We start from the raw sequence: 17,912 nt of genomic DNA, 5'->3' as shown, positions 1-17,912 counted from the left end.
GGAAGATGGACCCGATGTTCTCGTGATCGTTCACGCCCTCGAGCACCGCCACCGTCCTCGCGTCGGCGAGCACCTCGTCCACGCCGAGCCCGCTCCCGCGCCGAAACCCGATGCAGCACCCGGCCATCCACGACGACCTCGCCCGCGACCGGCGCGATCAACCCGGCCAGCGTCCGCAACAGCGTGGTCTTGCCCGCCCCATTGGGGCCCACGATCCCGATGGTCTCCCCGGCCCGCACTTCGAAGTCCACGCCGCTCAGCACGGTCCGCCGTCCGATCGCGCAATCCGCGCGCCGCACCCGCAGCGAGCCGCCTGTAGCTGTCGCTACTGGATTGTCGGTTGTCATGCGGCACCGAAGCTGTAGCGGCGGCGGCCCATGAGGAGCAGGAAGGCGGGGGCGCCGATCAGGCCGGTCAGGACGCCGACGGGGATTTCGGTGGGGCGGACCAGGACTCGGGTGGCGGCGTCGGCGATCACCAGGAACGCCGCTCCGCACAGCGCGCTCGCGGGGAGGAGGGCGCGGTGGCGGGGGCCTACCACCAGGCGTGCCGCGTGGGGGACCACCAGGCCGACGAAGCCGATGCCGCCGGAGACCGCTACCAGGACTCCGACCAGGACGGCGAGCAGGATGAACAAGGCGATTCGTAACTCCCGCACGGGGATTCCGAGCGAGGCTGCGGTATCCGGGCCGACGTTGAGGACGTCGAGCCAGTTCGCGGCCAGCAGCAGGGCGATGAGACTCGCAGCGACAACGCTGGCGGGGAAGAGGATTCGGGTCCAGTCCGCGCCCGAGAGGCTGCCCAGGAGCCAGAAGAGGACGGATTGGGCGGCCGAGGGCTCGCTGCTGCGGAAGATCAGGTAGCTGCTGAAGGCGGCGAAGGCGGAACCGAGGACGGTACCGGTGAGCACCAAACGCAGTGGGGTGAGCCCACCTTGGGCCATGGCGATCAGGAAGACCGCCGCGGCCGCCGCCAATGCACCGGCGAGTGCACCCGCCGACAGCGCCCACAGCCCGGCCCCGGCGAACAGTCCCGAGGTGATGACCGCCGCCGCACCGACACCCGCCCCGGAGGAGACGCCCAGCAGATAAGGGTCGGCGAGCGGATTGCGCACCAGTGTCTGCATGGCGGCCCCGGCGACAGCCAGCCCCGCCCCGACGATCGCCGCGAGAATCGTTCGCGGCACCCGCAATTGCCACACGATGGTGTCGAGCCCGAGATCCGCGGACACCCCTCCGCGAAGCCGATGCACCAGCACCCCGACCACATCCCGCACCGGAATGTTCTCCGCCCCGAACCCGGTCGCCACCACCATGGCCGCAATCAGCACTATCCCTATAACGGGCAGGGCGATCGATGCGCGCGCACGCCTCATCGATGAACCTCCACAGGCAAGTCGCGGCCTCTCCAGAGTTCTACGCGGCGGGGGAGGTCTGACTCGCACCGGTTACCCGGCACTCACAGTGGCGCGACCGTCCCGGAATTACACCGGATTCCCACACCCACCGACGATGACTCCGAAACTCTACCGTCCGGAATCTTTACGCCGTCCAGCCGCCCGCGCCTTCGTCGTACGCCCAGCGAATCTTCGCTGAGTGGCACACCAGCGCGGGGGAATCGGGCAAATCCCCTCACTGGTGTGCCACTCGGCGTTGAAACGTCAGCGGATGCGGGTGCCGAGGAGGTGGCGGACGCCGCTGATGAAGAGTTGGAGGCCGAAGTCGAAGCGGGAGGTGGCGTCGGTGGTGTCGTACAGCGGCGAGTGTTCTTCGGCGAGGGCGCCTACGGAGTCCATTTGGATGCGGGACTGTTCGTCGACCGTCTGGCCGAGGACGTAGTAGAGGAGGGTGTAGGCCGAGAGGTCGGCTTCCTCGCGGGTCATGCCGGCGCGGATCGCGGCGCTGGCCAGGCGTTCCCGGCCCTTGCTGGTGGTGAGGCGGGAAGCGTAGGTGGCCGAGACCAATTCGGCGCCGTCGCGGTAGGCGAGCAGGCATTCGCGCAGCCGATGCGCCAATTCGGTGATCTGCTTGGACCATTCGTCGGCGGCGACCGGCTCGTCCATGGGTGCGAGGATGCGGTCGGCGACCGCGCCGAGCAGCGCCTGCTTGTTGGGGAAGTGCCAGTACAGCGCGCCCGGCTGGACGTGCAGCGACGTCGCCAGGCGGCGCATGGTCAGATCGGCCAGTCCGTACTGGTCGAGAATGGCGATCGCCCCGTCGACCACGTCCGTGCGGTGGAGTTGCACTGAAAAACCCGACCCTCTCGTGTTCCGGCTCACGTTCCGGACTGCTAGCCTACCCTGAACACCGTTCAAGTTGCTCGGCCACACGGCCGGACGAAGGGATTCCCGCGGATATGACCCAGGCAGCCGTCACCACCGAAGCCGCTAGCACCGCAGGCGATGACATTCTCGCCATCGCCCGCGAGCAGGTGCTCGAGCGCGGCGTCGGCCTGACCCAGGAGCAGACCCTCGAGGTGCTGCGGCTCGGCGACGACCGGCTCGAGGAGCTGCTCGGCCTGGCCCACGACGTGCGCATGAAGTGGTGCGGACCCGAGGTCGAGGTCGAGGGCATCATCTCGCTCAAGACCGGCGGCTGCCCCGAGGACTGCCACTTCTGTTCGCAGTCCGGCCTTTTCCAGTCGCCGGTGCGCGCCGCCTGGCTCGACATCCCCTCCCTGGTCGAGGCCGCCAAGCAGACCGCCAAGACCGGCGCCACCGAATTCTGCATCGTGGCCGCCGTGCGCGGCCCGGACGAGCGCCTGATGGCGCAGGTCGCCGCGGGCGTCGAGGCCATCCGCAACGAGGTCGACATCCAGGTCGCCTGCTCGCTGGGCATGCTCAACCAGGAGCAGGTCGATCAGCTGGCCGCCATGGGCGTGCACCGCTACAACCACAACCTCGAGACCGCGCGCTCGCACTTCCCGAACGTGGTCACCACCCACACCTACGACGAGCGCTGGGAAACCCTGCGCATGGTCCGCGAGGCCGGCATGGAGGTCTGCTGCGGCGGCATCCTCGGCATGGGCGAATCCCTGGAGCAGCGTGCGGAATTCGCCGCCGACCTGGCCTCGCTCCAGCCCGACGAGGTGCCGCTGAACTTCCTCAACCCGCGCCCGGGCACCCCCTTCGGCGACCTCGAGGTGCTGCCCGCGTCCGACGCCCTGCGCGCCGTCGCCGCCTTCCGCCTCGCCATGCCGCGCACCATCCTGCGCTTCGCCGGCGGCCGCGAGATCACCCTCGGCGACCTGGGCGCCAAGCAGGGCATCCTGGGCGGCATCAACGCCGTCATCGTCGGCAACTACCTGACCACCCTGGGCCGCCCCGCCGAGTCCGACATCGATCTGCTCGGTGAGCTGAAGATGCCGATCAAGGCGCTCAACGAAACCCTCTGAGATATAACGGGGTGCGGGGGTTCGGCCGCCGCACCCATCCCATAACGTAGTGGGTGGGGGGTTTGCCCCCGGATGCTGCCCGAGTTCGAGACACGAAGGATCCATCGAGGTGGTCGTGGAGATCGAGGAGCACTACAACCCGTTCACCGGGAAGCGGGTCGTGCCGGGTCTGGAGGATCCGGTCCCGCCCGCGGCCGCACTGGGTTTGGAGCCGCCACGTTTCTGTGAGCAATGCGGTCGCCGCATGATCGTGCAGGTCAGCCCCGACGGCTGGTGGGCGAAGTGCTCCCGCCACGGGGTGCTCGACTCCACGAGCCTGGAACACCGCTAGTGGCAGCCACACTCACCGCCGAGCCGGGCGGGCTACGCGTCGCCGTCGTGATGCGGGAGGTGCGCGCGGCGGCGGTGGTGTTCGCCGCGCTGGCCGCGGTGAGCGCCCTGGCCGGTGTGGTCTGGGCGTTGCTGGCGCCCGCCGAGCAGCTGCTGGTGGTCGAGCCCGACCGCGGCACCGCGCTGACCGGTGAGAGCATGCACCGGTTCGACGCCCTGGCGATCTTCGTGCTGATCGGCATCGTGCTCGGCGTGGTCGGGACGGCGGCGGTGTGGCGCTGGCGCAAGGTGCGCGGCCCGATCCTGTTGCTGGGCATCCTGTTCGGCTCGCTGGCCGGTTCGTTCCTCACCAAGATCGTGGGTGAGGCGGTCGCCGAGCAGCTGCACACCCGGCCCAAGCATCCGGCCGTGCACACCATCGTGGAATTCGCGCCGTCGGTGGAGGGGTGGGCCGCGCTCATCGCCCAGCCGCTCGCGGCCGCGGTGGTGGTGCTGCTGCTCACCGCGCTGAGCACCTCCGATGATCTGGGCACCGGCGAGTACCTGCCCTTCGGCGGCCAGCGGCCGGAACCGGTGATCATCGCGCCGCCGCAATACGGTTCGGCCATCAGCTACGGGCCGTACCCGGGCTCCAACGGCGGCACCCAGTTCACCCCGCGCGATCCCGTCGTGCCGTTCGAGACGCCTGGCTCGGTCCCGGAATCCGACACCACCCGCTGAACTCCGGGCCTCGGCAATATTCGCTGGAGCTTCGGTGTTGTACCCCTTACCGTGTTCGAGTTCACCGAACCGAATCACCCTGGGGGACCCCATGAAGACCGCACCCGCCGATCGCGGCGCGCCCGCACCGGCGGAGCGCCCGGATCTCACGGCCTGGCGCCAGCGCCATGAACTCCGCAGATCCAATGCCGCGCAACCGATCCCGAACGGCCGCCGCTACAAGCGCACCGTCAAGCACCGCAATCGCGACCACTGATTCTCGGGCAGCGCCTATGTCACCGCACCGGTCGCGGGGCAGCACAGGGCAGGCTTGGAAGCCAGGATCGGATCTCCGCGACACCGGCGGGCCTGCCACCGCAGAGGAAAGTGTTGTAATCCGGTCGGCCCTGAACGAAACGTATGAGCCAGGCGACGGTGTAGGCGGCGACGACCGGGTTGGAGAGGATGAACTCGAAATGGTTCATCAACGAGCTGGATAGCTGGACGAACATCTTGTCCTGCATGCCGCCGATGGCGCGGTAAGCCGGTAGCGCACACTTGTCGCGTTCGCGGTATTTGTCGGTCAGTAGACACAGGATGTCGTCGTCGATGCCGATCATCATGGCGGGCACTCGGACTTTGTCCAGAGGCGTCTGATAGTCCAGTTCCATGGCCTTGTCGCTCGACGGGGCGAACGCCACGACCGCCTTCGGCAGCGGGTTCTTCAGTGCGGCTGCATGCAGCGCCGCATCGCCCCCGTACGACCAGCCGACCATGCCGATCTGATTCGTGTCGACCAGATCGCGGTAATCCTTGGATTTGCCGAGATATTGCACCGCCGCGGCCATCTGGTCGTTCCGCGCCACCGGCGAGTCGAACGGGGTCTTGCTGAACATGGTCAGGACCAGGAAACCGTACGAGGCCAATAGCGGGCCGAACCAGGAGACCGAGCCCTCGAACGCAAGGAAGCCCGGCATGACGAGGATCGTCGGGAAGGGCCGGCCGGTGGATTGTTTCGGAAACCAGACCGTTCCGCCCTCGAAGCCTGGATCCGCGCCGTGCAGGATGAATCGTTGCTGGCGTTCGAATGGACCGAAGGATTTCGGTCCATCATTGTCGAGAGCTCGATTGTCATCGACAGCCTGCGACGAGCCCCCCGGCGGTTGCGCCAAGGCCGTCGGCGCGACGAACAGACCGGCGGCGAGGCCCGCCGCCAGCACCACCCGGAACAGCCCGAAGCCTCCCATAGCGAGGATTCAAACCGATTGCGGCCGAGCAGGTCCTCAGCGCGCCGTCGGATCGGCGTGCCGCGGGCGATCGGCCGGGCCTTCACCGAGGGGCATCGAGGCTGATCGCCGCGTCCAGGCGGCTCCACATGCGCGCGACCGTTTCGTCATCGGGCAGCAGGCCGCCGAGGTTGCCCCGGAAGCCCAGGTACTCGGCCTGATACATCGGCAGGAAGCGGGTGCCCGCGCTCGCTTCGACATTGGCGATGCGATCGGCCAATTTGACGATGACCGCCGACGGATGGAGGCGGATCTTGCGGTAGATCTCCTCGTTGCGTTCTTGCCGGTTCTCCCCGATTCCCGTTACGGCCCAGACGAGTTCGGTGACATTCGAGCCGAACGCCGCCTCGAGTTCGGCCTTGGTGACGGCCGTATCCTCCAGCACATCGTGCAGCCACGCGGCGACGCCGAAATCACCGCCGATCCCGAAGTCCGCCAAGACCGCGCGCACCGCCGTCAGATGAACCACGTACGGTTCCCCGCCGTACTTCTGATCCCCGTGTGCCGCTTCGGCATAACTACGAGCGATACCTTCGATTCCCCCGATATCCATGCCGCCGAACCTACCGGACTCCGGGATGACCCACCCGGCAATAAATTCGGGGTGGGCGGCGACGCCACCCACCCCGATCATGCCTCGGCCGCCCGGCGGCCGGGCCTCACCTCAGATGCCGGGCGAGGAAACGGCCCGCCTCTTCTCCCGCGAACTGCGGAACACCGGTGTGCCCGCCCATATTCGCGTGCAGCGTCTTCTCCTTGGAGCCGAAGGCGTCGAACAGATCCAGGGCCATCTGCCGGTCGTTCCCTTCGTCATCCCACTGCAGCAGGACGTGTACCGGGATGGTGACCTGCCGGGCCTCCTCGAAAATGACGCGGGGCACATAACTTCCGGCGAACAGCACGGCGGCCGAGATGCGCGGTTCGACCACCGCCAGGCGGACGCCGACCGAGATCACCCCGCCCGAGTATCCGACCGGGCCGCCAATCTCGGGTAGTTCGAGCAGGGCGTCCAGGGTGGCCCGCCATTCCGCGACCGCGGGATCGAGCAGTGGGAGGACGAGCCGGTCGACGATGCCGTCGGTGACCGGCTCACCCGCCGCCAATGCCCGGTGCAGGTCAGCGACGGCCTGGTCGACCACGGGAATCCGGGGCCGGTCTCCGTTGCCGGGGAGTTCGATGGTGGCCGCGGCATAACCCTCCGCGACAGTGTGCCGCGCCCGGCCCGCCAGTCGCGGGTACGCCTTGCGCAGTCCGAGGGGAGGGGGTCCGAGCAGGATCAGCGGGACCGGAGCGGAGACGGATGCGGGCGTCCAGAGGATGCCGGTGATCTCGCCGAGTGTGAATTCGCGCTCGACAACCCCGTCGTCGAACCGCTTCTCAGAAATGAATTGCATGGTAGTGCCTTTCGGGAGTGCACATGAACGGCGCTCCCGGACGACCTACCGCCCGACCATGACCCCTGAGAGGAGCACCCACGTCGATACAGCATTCACGGGTACCACCTCCTCGGTCTCTTGCACGGCCTCCGGAACTGTAGCAGCGGCCCGCGCCGCCTACCAAGCGCTTTACCGGCACAGCCTGCGCTCGACGGGCGGGATCACGGGTCATCGCGGCGGCGTATCGCACCTGTCGTGCAGAACTCGCGCATCGGCGATCAGCAATTGACCGAGGGCGATACCGCCGTCGTTGGGCGGGACCTGGTGGTGTGTGTAGACCTCGAGTCCTTCCCGCCGGAGCGTCGCCAAACAGTTGATCTGGAGGAACTCGTTGAGGAAGACGCCGCCGGAGAGGACTACCTGCCGGATGCCGGTGCGATGGGAGATCTCGCGGCATCGGCGGGCGACCATGGTGACCACGCCGGAGTGGAAGCGGCGGCTGATATCGGGGAGGGGAGTGCCGACGGCCAGGTCCGCGGCGATGGCGCGGATGACCGGCCGGAAGTCGATTTCGGTTGTGCTGTAGTCGAATTCGTAGCCGTCGACCATGGTGAGGTCGCGGCCGAGCAGGCCCTCAAACTCGATCGGGCCCTGGGCCTCGTACTCGGCGTGGGAGCAGATGCCGAGCAGGGCGGCCACCCCGTCGAACAGGCGGCCCATGCTCGACACCTCGGGCGAATTGATGGCGCGCGCACGCATGGTGGAGTACACGTGCCGATGCTCCCGGCCCAGGCGGCCGATCGCCGGGAATGCCGCGGCGGCGGTGTCGGTGTCGCCGTAGGTGTCCAGGGCGAGCGCGAACCCGGTGCGAATCGGTTCGTGGACCGCTCGATCGCCGCCGATCAGTGCGATCCGCCGCAGATGCGTTGCGCGCTCGAAGTTTTCGAAGCCGCCCAGCAGGAATTCCCCGCCCCAGATGGTGCCGTCGGTGCCGTAGCCGGCCCCGTCGAACACCACGCCGACGGCCTGGCCGGTGAGCCGGTTCTCCGCCATGCACGCGGCCATGTGCGCGTGATGGTGCTGGACGTACACCGGTTCGCCCGGTTCGCCGATGCCCTCGTGCCCGCCGCTGGTGCGGAACTGCGGATGCAGGTCGTAAACCCCCGCGCTGGGCCGCAATTCGTAGAGCGAGGCCAGATGCGCCGCGGTCCTGCGGTGCGCGGCGAAGGTTTCGTCGTTCTTCAGGTCGCCGACGTGCTGGCTGAGGAAGACCCGGGAACCGGCGGACAGCGCCACCGTCGTCTTGAGTTCGGCGCCGTAGGCGACCAGGGGCACCAGCGGACGGCCGATCTCCACCGGGTACGGCGCGTAGCCACGCGCCCGGCGCAGAAATGTGAGCAGGGGGCCGTCCAATTCCGGATGCGTGGACAGCCGGACCACGGAATCGTCGACCCTGACCTCGATTTCGCGGTCGTGGTACAGGATCACATCGGCGATCTCGAAGAGCTGATCGAGGGCGTCCTGGTTGCGATGGACGATCGGATAGCCGGATATGTTGCCGCTGGTCATGATCAGCATGTCCAAGCCGGATTCGTCCAGCAGCAGATGGTGATGCGGCGCCGAGGGCAGCATCAGGCCCAGATTCGGATTCCGCGGCGCGACGCCCTCCGGCACCGATCCGGAACGCTTGCGCGCCAGCAGGATCGGCCGGGCGGGTGAGCACAGCAGTGCCTCCTCGTCCGCGGACAGTCGCGCGATGCGGTGGGCCGTGGCCACATCCCGGACCATGACGGCGAAGGGCTTCGAATCACGGCGTTTGCGCGCGCGGAGCAGGGCCACCGATTCGGCGCTGCGCGCGTCCACGGCGAGGTGGAAGCCGCCCACGCTCTTGACGGCGGCGACCCGCCCGGCCACCAACTCGGTCGCGCACCTTCGTAATGCGTCCTCACCCTCGAGCAGCGCGCCGTGCCGGTCCGCGAGCGACAGCCGCGGTCCGCAGTCCGCGCAGGCATTGGGCTGGGCGTGGAAGCGCCGGCTCATCGGATCCCGGTACTCCCGGTCGCAGCGCTCGCACATGGCGAATGAATCCATGGTGGTCTGCGACCGGTCGTAGGGCAGTGCGCGAATGATCGAATACCGTGGACCGCAGTTCGTGCAGTTGATGAACGGATACCGGTAGCGGCGGTCGGCCGGGTCCCGCAACTCGGCCAGGCAATCGGCGCAGACGTGCGTATCGGCGGGCACCAGAGCCACTTTCGCGCCGGTGTGCTCGCTGTGCACGATGTCGAAACCGGTGGCCGCCGACGGCCCCGCCGACCTGCTGAGGGCCACCACGCCCTCGACCCGGGCCAGTTCCGGAGCTCTGCTCGCCAACTCCGCACTGAACAGCCGCAGCACGGACTCGTGGCCGCTGGCCTCGATGAGCACGCCCTCGGGATCGTTGCGGACCCATCCGGCCAGCTGCCGCTCCCGGGCCAGCTTGTAGACGAAGGGCCGATAGCCCACGCCCTGCACGACGCCGGTGACCCTGATCTGCCAGGTTGCTTGTTCGGTCATGGCGAGTGTCAGCAGAGCCGGGGCAGTTCGGCGCCGCGCAGCGGTTGCAGTGTCGATTCGCGTCCCGCGGCATCCCGGAGAATCACCGCCGCACCCGCCCGGCCCGTCACCTCGCCGATCGCCACGGCGTGGCGGCCGTACTCGTGCGCGCGCAGGGCGGCCAGCACCGCGTCGGCCGCGCCGGGATCGACGAAGATCGCCAGGCAGCCTTCGTTGGCGCAATGTAATGGGTTGATGCCCAACATATCCGCCGCCATCGCGGTCTCGTGCTGGATCGGCAGCGCCGGGGCCTCGACCACGATGGCTTTCTCCAGTCGGCCCGAATACTCCTGCAACACCGCCGCCAGCCCGCCGCGCGTCACATCGCGCATCGAGCGAATCGCTCCGTCGGGCACCGCGGCGAACAATCCGTCGATCATGGTGTTGAGCGGCGCGCAGTCGCTGAGCACCCGGCTCTCGAAGCCGAGACCTTCGCGGATCGAGAGCAGGTGCACGGTGTGGTTGCCCAGCGGCCCGGACAGGATGACCGTGTCGCCGGTGCGCACGGCATCCATGCGCAGCGGCTCCCGGCCGAAGAAGCCGACCCCACTCGTGTTGAGGTACAGCTGATCCGCCTCCCCGGCCCGCACGACCTTGGTGTCACCGCACACGATGCGCACCCCCGCTTCGCGCGCGGTGTCCCGGATCGAGGTCAGCACCCGGAACAGCCGATCGAAGGGCAGTCCCGTCTCGAGGATCAATCCGAGGGTGAGATAGCGGGCCGACGCACCGGAGACCGCGAGGTCGTTGACGGTCCCGCAGACCGCGATCTTCCCGATATCGCCATTGCCGAAGAACGGCGGGTCGACCACGAAACTGTCTGTGGTCATGGCGATCCGGGTGCCCTCGACCGGGAGGACGGCGCTGTCCTCCATCTCGCCGATGTACACGTCACCGAGGGTCTCGGCGATGAACTCCACGAGCTCGCTCGACAGCGTCGCACCCGTGCCGTGGTCGAGTTGGATCTGTTGGGTCGCGAGAGTCACGGTGTCTTGGTCTCCTTCCGGGGCAGACCGCCGTTCTCGTCGATCGTGCGGAGAATCTCCTCGGAATCGGCCACGGTGGCGCAATAGCCCTCGAGCCATTCGAGCGCGCGCTGCCGGTCGGCTTCCACGGCGGAGAAAACACAGTCGCTCGGCACCCCGACGATGTATCCGCGGAAAAAGGCGTCGGCAGCGGTCGTCTGGATACAGATCTGGGTTTGCAGGCCGATGAGGATCAGGGTCTCCACCCCGATCGCCTGCAGCCGCTCGTGCAGATCGGTCTCGTAGAAGCCGCTGTCCTTACTGCGCTCCTGAACGATGTCGTCAGGATCGAGGAATTCGGTGATCACCTCCGCGCCCGCCGTGCCGCGCAGCGCGGGCACTCGGCCGTCATACCGCTCGGCCAGCGGATCGTCGGGTTCGTTGAGCAGCTGCAGATGGAAAACGGGATGCCCGCGCTTGCGCATATCCGACAGGAATCCGGTGACGTGTGCGGTGGCGGCGGAGATCGCGGCCTGACGTTCCGGGTTCTTTCCGACGATATCGTATTGCAAGCCGCTCGTGAGAACTGCGATCTTTGACATGTCGACTACTCCAGTAGCTAGTTGTGCTGCGCTGCGCCCGAGCGGTTTTCCAGATTCCGGGCGATATTCGACCAGTTGACCGCGCATTGGTAAGCGAATTCGATTATCTGTTCCCGGGTATGGGGAAGAATGGCGTCGGCGATCTTCTCGATATCGCTGTTCCGGACCGCGCGCTGATGTAGCCACCGCAGGAGGTCGCGGCCACTGGCGCTCATCCGCAGTGCCGGGTCCCGCGACAGCAGGGCCAGCAGCGCGCTGAGATCGGCGGGTTTTTCGGGAGCCGGTGCGGGGGTGAGTCGTTCGGGTGGTTCGGGGAGCTTGCCGTCGGAATCCGATGGGCTCCCGGAATTTTTGCCTTCGCCGGAATGGAGGAGTGGATCCTCCCCGCGTTTGAGCCGGGTGCGTACATCGCGAATGGTGGACGGGGACAGGCCGACTTCCTGGGCAATGGTGCGCAGCGATGCGTCGGGGCGGGCCAAGATCAATTCGGCGGCCGTGCGCCGGGCCGATTTGGTGTCGACAGGCCGCAGCCGGCCGTCGCTGCCCAGTCGATGGCTCGCCCGCGAATCGACGTCGAAGCGGCTCCGGATCGATGCGACGGTCTTCGCGGACAGGCCCGCGGTGGTCGCGATGGAACGATCCGACCAATGTGGATGTGTTCGCATGATGCGCTCCGCGGCGGACCGCCGATCACTCAGTGAGAGCGGCAAACCGTGGGTGGTGTTCTCACGCACTCCGACAATGAATGCCAGTTCCTCGGAACCGTCGACCAAATATGCATCGATATGTGTGAATCCCTTCAGTCGCGCGGCGAATGTGCGGTGAAACCCATCGATAACTCGCATGGTGGGCCGATGTACGAGGATGGGTGGCAAGGGCCACTCGGCCTCGACCAGTCGTTCGATGTGTGAATGGTCCTCCCCCTCGGATCGGGGGGAGCCGATTGTTACCAGCGATGCGATCTCTAAGGATGTTCTGACGCGGTTCAATTTCGATGAAGTCTCCAAAAGCACAGTGCCCCTTCACCTTTCAAGATCTTTCGAAAATTACCGCAGGGGCGGACTTCCCGCAAGGTGATTCGGAACGCCGCCGTTCCCTGCCGTGATCATCCATGCCCGGCGGCCCGCGTGGCCGTGCCGATCCACCGGCGGCGTGCTGCCCGGAGGTGTGCAAGCGTGTGAAAGCGTCAGTTGCACAGTGTGATTCGCGCGACTCGGCGCCGGATTGTCTGAGTCGGTGAGCTCGGCGGTATCGCGCGAAACCTTGTCGCGCGGATCGACCTGTGCGGTAATACCGTGGCCGACTTCCTTTGCGGTACATGTAAATTGCATTCACAGAATTGAATAGAGATGATCAGATGACCTATGCCAGCCGTAAGGACGATCATGTCCGCCTGGCCGTCGCACAGCATCGCGAGTCGCTGGCCGGGCCCCGCCCCTCTCCGTTCGATGACGTCACCTTTGTCCACCATGCCCTGCGGGGCACCGCGGAGCATGCCGTCTCGCTGGCCACCGAGGTGGGCGGCGCGAATTGGCCGGTGCCGCTCTACATCAACGCGATGACCGGCGGCAGCTCCCGGACCGGCGAGATCAATCGCGGGCTGGCGATCGCCGCCCGGGAGACGGGGCTGGCGATCGCGTCGGGTTCGATGAGCGCCTACCTGGCCGACCCCTCGGTCGCCGAGACGTATCGCGTATTGCGCACTGAGAATCCGGATGGTTACGTCATTGCCAACCTCAATGCCAACGCGACGCCCCAGATGGCGGCGCGGGCGGTGGAACTGCTGCGCGCCGACGCACTGCAGGTGCACGTCAACGCGATCCAGGAGATCGTGATGCCGGAGGGGGATCGGGACTTCTCGGCCTGGCCGCGCAATATCGCCCGGCTGACCGAGGCGCTCGGCATCCCCGTGATCGTCAAGGAGGTCGGCTTCGGCATCAGCGCGGACACGGTCATGCAGCTGACCGACCTCGGCGTGCGGATAGTCGACGTATCCGGTTGTGGTGGAACGAATTTCGCGATGATCGAGAATTCCAGGCGTCGGCGGGCCGACTTCGGCGTGCTGGCGGGTTGGGGTCTGTCCACCCCGGCCTGTCTGGTCGACGGCGCCGAAGTGGCCCTGCTGCAGGGGGTCACGCTGCTCGCCTCGGGCGGGGTGCGGACACCGCTGGACGTGGTGCGGGCGCTGGCGCTCGGCGCCCGGGCGGTGGGGGTGTCGGGACACTTCCTGTCGATTTTGGAGAACGGCGGTGTCGACGCGCTGATCGCGGCCATCACCGTCTGGATCACTCAGATCCGGCAGCTGATGGTGGTGCTCGGCGCGGAAACCGTGCGCGCGCTGACGGACACCGATGTGCTGCTCACTGGAGGACTCGCCGAGCTGTGCGGACTGCGCGGCATCGACGCCGGTGGCTACGCCCGGCGCTCCCGGAATCCGATGTGGGACGCGCCGGTTACTCGCGAGTAGCTTTGCTCGAGTTACGATGCGTCGAGCGACGAACCACATTGCGTCCCTTCGTAAGTGAAAGGCCACCGTATGAGCCCCTTGCAGATAACGCTGGGCATCATCTCGATACTGATCGGTGTCCCCGCGTGGGCAGGGTTCCTCTTGGCGATCCGCCGGATGGTGCGCACCATCCGGCTGGGACAGCCGGCGCCGGACCGGTTCCGGCCGTTCCTGCCGCGATTCGCCACCATGGTCAAGGAATTCGGCGCGCATACCCGGATGGTGAAGTTCCGGACCGTCGGGTGGGCGCACTGGCTGGTGATGGTCGGCTTCCTGCTGGGGTTCGTCACGGTCTTCCAGGCGCAAGGCCAGATCTTCAGTCCCACCTTCACCTGGCCGTGGATCGGTGAGACCCTCGCCTACCATCTCGCCGACGAGCTGCTCGGGCTCGGCACCATCGTCGGCGGCGTGGTGCTGGTCGTCATCCGGCAGTTGAACCACCCGCGCCGGCCCGCGCGGCTCTCGCGCTTCTCCGGCTCGAACTTCCTGTCGGCCTACTTCGTCGAGTTCATCGTCGTCGCCGAGGGCATCAGCATGGTCGGGGTGAAGGCGCTGGTCATCGCCTACACCGGTGAGCATCACGCGGCCAGCGACTTCGTCAGCATGAACATCGCCAAGCTGCTGCCCGCGAGCGCGGCGGCGGTGTCTGTCTTCGCGTTCTGCAAGCTGATGACGGCACTGGTATGGGTGGTGGTGGTCAGCCGCAATGTCGACTGGGGTGTGGCCTGGCACCGGTTCGCGGCGTTCCCGAACATCTACTTCAAGCGTGAGGACGACGGCAGCGTCGCGCTCGGTGCGCTGAAACCGATGCTGTCGCAGGGCAAGCCGATCGATATGGAGACGGCCGACCCGGACAATGACACCTTCGGTGTGGGCAAGTTCGAGGATTTCTCCTGGAAGGACATCCTCGACGTCACCACCTGCACCGAGTGCGGCCGTTGCCAGTCGCAGTGCCCGGCCTGGAACACCGGAAAACCCTTGTCCCCCAAGCTGTTGATCATGTCGCTGCGTGACCACGGTTACGCGAAGGCTCCATACCTGCTCGCCGGTGACAAGGACAAGGCTCCGGAGGCTGCTCGCCTGGAGGCGGAGCGTCCGTTGGTCGGTGGTGAGGATGTCAACGGCATCATCGACCCCGAGGTCCTGTGGTCGTGCACGACCTGTGGTGCGTGTGTGGAGCAGTGCCCGGTCGATATCGAGCACGTCGACCACATCATCGACATGCGCCGCTACCAAGTCTTGATCGAGTCGGAGTTCCCCTCCGAACTCGCCGGACTGTTCAAGAACCTGGAGAACAAGGGAAACCCCTGGGGCCAGAACGCCAAAGACCGCCTCAACTGGATCTCCGAGGTCGACTTCGAGGTGCCGGTCTACGGCCGCGACGCCGACAGCTTCGACGGGTATGAGTACCTGTTCTGGGTCGGTTGCGCGGGTGCGTATGAAGACCGCGCCAAGAAGACCACCAAGGCCGTCGCCGAACTCCTCGCCACCGCCGGGGTGAAGTTCATGGTGCTGGGTCAGGAAGAAACCTGCACCGGCGACTCGGCCCGGCGTGCGGGCAACGAATTCCTGTTCCAGCAGCTGGCGATGCAGAACATCGAAGTCCTCAACGGCGTGTTCGAGGGTGTCGAGCAGGCGAAGAAGAAGATCGTCGTCACCTGCGCGCACTGCTTCAACGCGTTGAACAACGAATACCCGCAGGTCGGCGGCACCTACGAGGTGGTCCACCACACCCAGCTGCTCAACCGCCTCGTGCGCGGTAAGCAGTTGGTGCCGGTGTCGCCGGTGGCGCAGAACGTCACCTACCACGACCCCTGCTACCTGGGCCGCCACAACAAGATCTACAACGCGCCCCGGGAACTGATGGAGGCGTCGGGCTCGACGCTGGTCGAGATGCCGCGTCACGGTGAGCGTTCCATGTGCTGTGGTGCCGGTGGCGCGCGCATGTGGATGGAAGAGCAGCTCGGCAAGCGCATCAACATCGACCGCGTCGACGAAGCCCTCGACACCCTCAAGGGCGGCAACGAGCCGTCGATGATCGCGACCGGTTGCCCGTTCTGCCGGGTGATGCTCACCGACGGTGTCACCGCGCGTAAGGACGGCGGCGAGGTCGGCCAGGGCGTCGAGGTCGTCGATGTCGCGCAGCTGATGCTGCAGTCCATCGACCGCGTGGACGCCGCGACCCTGACCGAGAACCTGAAGGTCATCCAGACCCCGAAGGTCGAAGAGCCCGAACCGGTTTCCGAACCCGAACCGGTCAAGGCCGAAGCCGCCGTGGCCGAGGCGCCCGCCCAAGCCCCGAAGGCGGCTCCTGCCGGTGGCGGTCTGGGGATGAAGGGTGCCGCCAAGGCTCCCGGCGGTAAGGGCTTGGGCATGAAGGGCGGGCTCAAGCCGCCGGGCGCGAAGGCCGCTCCCGCGGGCGAGGCTGCTGCCCCGGCTGCGGAGGCGCCCGCCGCGGAGGCTCCCGCGACCCCGGCCGCCAAGCCGGGCGGGCTCGGCATGAAGGGCGGGCTGAAGGCTCCCGGTGGCAAGGGCCTGCAGATGAAGGGGGCTGCCAAGGCTCCGGGTGCGAAGCCCGCCACCGAGGCGGTGGCAGAGCGGGATACCGCACCGGAAACCACTGCCGCCGAGGCTGATACGTCCGCATCCGCCCCGGCCGCGGAGGCGAAGCCGTCCGTCGCGCCCAAGGGTCTGGCCATGAAGTCAGGCTTGAAGCGCCCCGGCCCGAAGGCCCCGGCCGCACCCGCTCAGGCCGCCGAGCCCGCCCCGGCTCCGGCCGAACATCCCGCGGAGAGTAACGGCACTTCCGAGGGTAATGGCACGTCGGAGAGCACCGGCACGTCCGAGGGCAATGGCTCCGCCGCACCGCCCGCTGCCAAGCCGGGTGGGCTCGGGTTCAAGTCGGGTATGAAGGCTCCGGGCAAGAAGAACTAGGTCGGTCCGGAATGTCAGGCGGCCGAACGTGATCGGCGTGGGCGGCGCTACCGAGTGGTAGTGCCGCCCACGCCGTCCTCGGCCGAGCCGGATCGGAGTCAGCCGAATCTCTTGGCGATCGCCGTGGCGATCTCCTCCGGCGCGTGTTCCTGGATGAACTGCTGAGCGCGGGGGAGTTCCACCACCTCGACGTCGGTGAATGTCGCCCGCATCCGGGGAATATGGTCCTTCGGGCGGTATACCAGGTCGCGCATGCCCCACACCAGCAGCGTGGGCTTGTCGGCCAGCAGGGCGGGCACGTCGCGGGAGAGCTGCTCGAGCAGCGGGCGCGCGTCGCGAATCTGCTTGGCGATCACGCCCAGTCCCCGCCGGGCCACCGCGTCGGGCTGCACCGAGCGGTAGTGGTCGATCTCGGCCGGGCTGAGCTTGCGGCCCAGCTCGCCGAGCAGGACCCGCTCCACGAGGAAGTTCTTCTCGAGCACCTGCCGTTGCAGCAGCGGGGTGCGGATGAGCCTGCTGAAAATCTGGTTCGCGATGGCCTCGGGCGGCCAGAACGTGGTGTTGCCCAATACGATTCCGCGCAGCCGGTCCCGGCGCGGGGCGACCGCGCCCAGCCCGATGGGCCCGCCCCAGTCGTGTCCCATCACGACGAAGTCGTCGAGCCCGAGGTGGTCGATCAGCTCGCCCACGATCGCGGTGTGCTCGGCGACGGTGTAGCCGAAATCATCGGGACGCTCGGACAATCCGAACCCCAGGTAGTCGACGACGACGCAGCGGTACCGGTCCCGCAGCTCCCGCACGATGTGGCGGAAGAGGAAGCTCCACGTCGGAACGCCGTGGCAGAACAGGATTGTCGGTCCGGACCCCTCGTCTATGTAGTGCACCCGGCCGGCGGACGAGTCGAACCAGCGGGACTCGAAGGGGTACAGATTCTTGTCGGGAACGAAGTCGATCAGCATGCGAACCTCTCTGCGTTGCGAGACAACGTCTGATATACCGGACTACCCCGAATCCCGTGAATTGCCACGGTTTCGGGTTGCACAAAAGCCTGTGCAACTGGCGAAGGCAGCGGTTGAACGCCCTTGGGCCACACCGGATTTCGTTGTAGGCTCGCATCGCTGGAATCGCGATACACCGTATAAGCATTGACGAGGTGTGCTATTTCGATACCGACACTTGACGAATTTCTGGGCAAGTCGGCGGAAGAGAGACTCGACTGGGTAAAT

At 67.0% G+C, this 17,912-nt stretch carries 16 protein-coding genes, 2 pseudogenes and 1 riboswitch; of the genes and pseudogenes, 6 read left to right on the top strand and 12 right to left on the bottom strand.

Features of this window, described 5'->3' with window-relative positions:
* From ACAM49_RS23610 to ACAM49_RS23595, 4 genes and pseudogenes are all read right to left on the bottom strand, one after another.
* Nucleotides 1–88: pseudogene (locus tag ACAM49_RS23610) on the bottom strand (RNA methyltransferase); the annotation flags it as partial.
* Nucleotides 89–149: 61 nt separating this feature from the next.
* Nucleotides 150–347: pseudogene (locus ACAM49_RS23605) on the bottom strand (ATP-binding cassette domain-containing protein); the annotation flags it as partial.
* Nucleotides 344–1,375, bottom strand: a complete 1,032-nt coding sequence (locus ACAM49_RS23600) for a FecCD family ABC transporter permease (RefSeq protein WP_369637733.1) — start codon at nt 1,373–1,375, stop codon at nt 344–346. The gene ACAM49_RS23600 and the pseudogene ACAM49_RS23605, both read right to left, overlap by 4 nt.
* Before the next feature lie 33 nt (nt 1,376–1,408).
* Nucleotides 1,409–1,535: riboswitch (cobalamin riboswitch) on the bottom strand.
* Between the two features lie 125 nt (nt 1,536–1,660).
* A complete protein-coding gene (locus ACAM49_RS23595) occupies nt 1,661–2,245 on the bottom strand; it encodes a TetR/AcrR family transcriptional regulator C-terminal domain-containing protein (protein WP_369637732.1) in 585 nt (194 codons plus the stop codon).
* A 110-nt stretch (nt 2,246–2,355) separates the two neighbouring features.
* Between ACAM49_RS23595 and bioB the strand changes: the two genes are divergently transcribed.
* The 4 genes from bioB to ACAM49_RS23575 all read left to right on the top strand — a co-directional run bounded on the left by bioB (nt 2,356) and on the right by ACAM49_RS23575 (nt 4,699).
* A complete protein-coding gene (gene bioB / locus ACAM49_RS23590) occupies nt 2,356–3,393 on the top strand; it encodes a biotin synthase BioB (protein ID WP_040807044.1) in 1,038 nt (345 codons plus the stop codon).
* A gap of 115 nt (nt 3,394–3,508) precedes the next feature.
* Nucleotides 3,509–3,724, top strand: a complete 216-nt coding sequence (locus tag ACAM49_RS23585; protein WP_369637736.1) for a hypothetical protein — start codon at nt 3,509–3,511, stop codon at nt 3,722–3,724.
* Entirely contained in the window at nt 3,724–4,443 is a 720-nt protein-coding gene (locus ACAM49_RS23580; RefSeq protein ID WP_369637731.1) for a DUF2567 domain-containing protein, read from the top strand. Before ACAM49_RS23585 ends, ACAM49_RS23580 begins: the two co-directional genes overlap by 1 nt.
* Before the next feature lie 91 nt (nt 4,444–4,534).
* Nucleotides 4,535–4,699 (top strand): hypothetical protein, encoded by a 165-nt coding sequence (locus tag ACAM49_RS23575; protein ID WP_369637730.1) that lies wholly within the window; start codon nt 4,535–4,537, stop codon nt 4,697–4,699.
* A 19-nt stretch (nt 4,700–4,718) separates the two neighbouring features.
* Here the strand turns inward: ACAM49_RS23575 and ACAM49_RS23570 are convergent, their stop codons facing one another.
* From ACAM49_RS23570 to ACAM49_RS23540, 7 genes are all read right to left on the bottom strand, one after another.
* Nucleotides 4,719–5,645 (bottom strand): prolyl oligopeptidase family serine peptidase, encoded by a 927-nt coding sequence (locus tag ACAM49_RS23570; RefSeq protein WP_369637729.1) that lies wholly within the window; start codon nt 5,643–5,645, stop codon nt 4,719–4,721.
* Nucleotides 5,646–5,751: 106 nt separating this feature from the next.
* A complete protein-coding gene (locus tag ACAM49_RS23565; RefSeq protein WP_369637728.1) occupies nt 5,752–6,342 on the bottom strand; it encodes an HD domain-containing protein in 591 nt (196 codons plus the stop codon).
* A gap of 25 nt (nt 6,343–6,367) precedes the next feature.
* Entirely contained in the window at nt 6,368–7,102 is a 735-nt protein-coding gene (locus ACAM49_RS23560; protein WP_369637727.1) for an alpha/beta hydrolase, read from the bottom strand.
* A 210-nt stretch (nt 7,103–7,312) separates the two neighbouring features.
* Complete coding sequence (hypF, locus tag ACAM49_RS23555; RefSeq protein ID WP_369637726.1) at nt 7,313–9,640, bottom strand: carbamoyltransferase HypF; 2,328 nt, start codon at nt 9,638–9,640, stop codon at nt 7,313–7,315.
* A gap of 8 nt (nt 9,641–9,648) precedes the next feature.
* Nucleotides 9,649–10,665 carry a hydrogenase expression/formation protein HypE gene (gene hypE, locus ACAM49_RS23550; RefSeq protein WP_369637725.1) on the bottom strand — a complete coding sequence of 339 codons (1,017 nt, stop codon included), beginning with the start codon at nt 10,663–10,665 and terminating at the stop codon, nt 9,649–9,651.
* A complete protein-coding gene (locus ACAM49_RS23545) occupies nt 10,662–11,246 on the bottom strand; it encodes a cysteine hydrolase (RefSeq protein ID WP_369637724.1) in 585 nt (194 codons plus the stop codon). The genes hypE and ACAM49_RS23545 overlap by 4 nt, the downstream gene beginning before the upstream one ends.
* A 17-nt stretch (nt 11,247–11,263) precedes the next feature.
* On the bottom strand, nt 11,264–12,259 hold the full coding sequence (locus tag ACAM49_RS23540) for a hypothetical protein (protein WP_369637723.1): 996 nt from the start codon (nt 12,257–12,259) through the stop codon (nt 11,264–11,266).
* A gap of 344 nt (nt 12,260–12,603) precedes the next feature.
* Here ACAM49_RS23540 and fni point away from each other — a divergent pair, with 344 nt between their 5' ends.
* A complete protein-coding gene (gene fni / locus ACAM49_RS23535) occupies nt 12,604–13,713 on the top strand; it encodes a type 2 isopentenyl-diphosphate Delta-isomerase (protein WP_369637722.1) in 1,110 nt (369 codons plus the stop codon).
* Between the two features lie 69 nt (nt 13,714–13,782).
* Complete coding sequence (locus tag ACAM49_RS23530; protein WP_369637721.1) at nt 13,783–16,686, top strand: (Fe-S)-binding protein; 2,904 nt, start codon at nt 13,783–13,785, stop codon at nt 16,684–16,686.
* 98 nt (nt 16,687–16,784) lie between these two features.
* Here ACAM49_RS23530 and ACAM49_RS23525 read toward each other — a convergent pair whose 3' ends face one another.
* A complete protein-coding gene (locus tag ACAM49_RS23525; RefSeq protein ID WP_369637720.1) occupies nt 16,785–17,645 on the bottom strand; it encodes a haloalkane dehalogenase in 861 nt (286 codons plus the stop codon).
* Nucleotides 17,646–17,912: the final 267 nt, after the last annotated feature.

The organism is Nocardia sp. JMUB6875, from assembly GCF_041154655.1.
Classification (GTDB): Bacteria; Actinomycetota; Actinomycetes; order Mycobacteriales; family Mycobacteriaceae; genus Nocardia.
This window is presented reverse-complemented; position numbering and strand designations above follow the sequence as displayed.

Excerpts from the sequence above, each read along its gene's own strand:
- ACAM49_RS23600 (WP_369637733.1), bottom strand. The coding sequence starts at position 1,375 with ATGAGGCGTGCGCGCGCATCGATCGCCCTGCCCGTTATAGGGATAGTG.
- bioB (WP_040807044.1), top strand. The coding sequence starts at position 2,356 with ATGACCCAGGCAGCCGTCACCACCGAAGCCGCTAGCACCGCAGGCGAT.
- ACAM49_RS23575 (WP_369637730.1), top strand. The coding sequence starts at position 4,535 with ATGAAGACCGCACCCGCCGATCGCGGCGCGCCCGCACCGGCGGAGCGC.
- ACAM49_RS23565 (WP_369637728.1), bottom strand. The coding sequence starts at position 6,342 with ATGATCGGGGTGGGTGGCGTCGCCGCCCACCCCGAATTTATTGCCGGG.
- ACAM49_RS23560 (WP_369637727.1), bottom strand. The coding sequence starts at position 7,102 with ATGCAATTCATTTCTGAGAAGCGGTTCGACGACGGGGTTGTCGAGCGC.
- hypF (WP_369637726.1), bottom strand. The coding sequence starts at position 9,640 with ATGACCGAACAAGCAACCTGGCAGATCAGGGTCACCGGCGTCGTGCAG.
- ACAM49_RS23545 (WP_369637724.1), bottom strand. The coding sequence starts at position 11,246 with ATGTCAAAGATCGCAGTTCTCACGAGCGGCTTGCAATACGATATCGTC.
- fni (WP_369637722.1), top strand. The coding sequence starts at position 12,604 with ATGACCTATGCCAGCCGTAAGGACGATCATGTCCGCCTGGCCGTCGCA.
- ACAM49_RS23530 (WP_369637721.1), top strand. The coding sequence starts at position 13,783 with ATGAGCCCCTTGCAGATAACGCTGGGCATCATCTCGATACTGATCGGT.
- ACAM49_RS23525 (WP_369637720.1), bottom strand. The coding sequence starts at position 17,645 with ATGCTGATCGACTTCGTTCCCGACAAGAATCTGTACCCCTTCGAGTCC.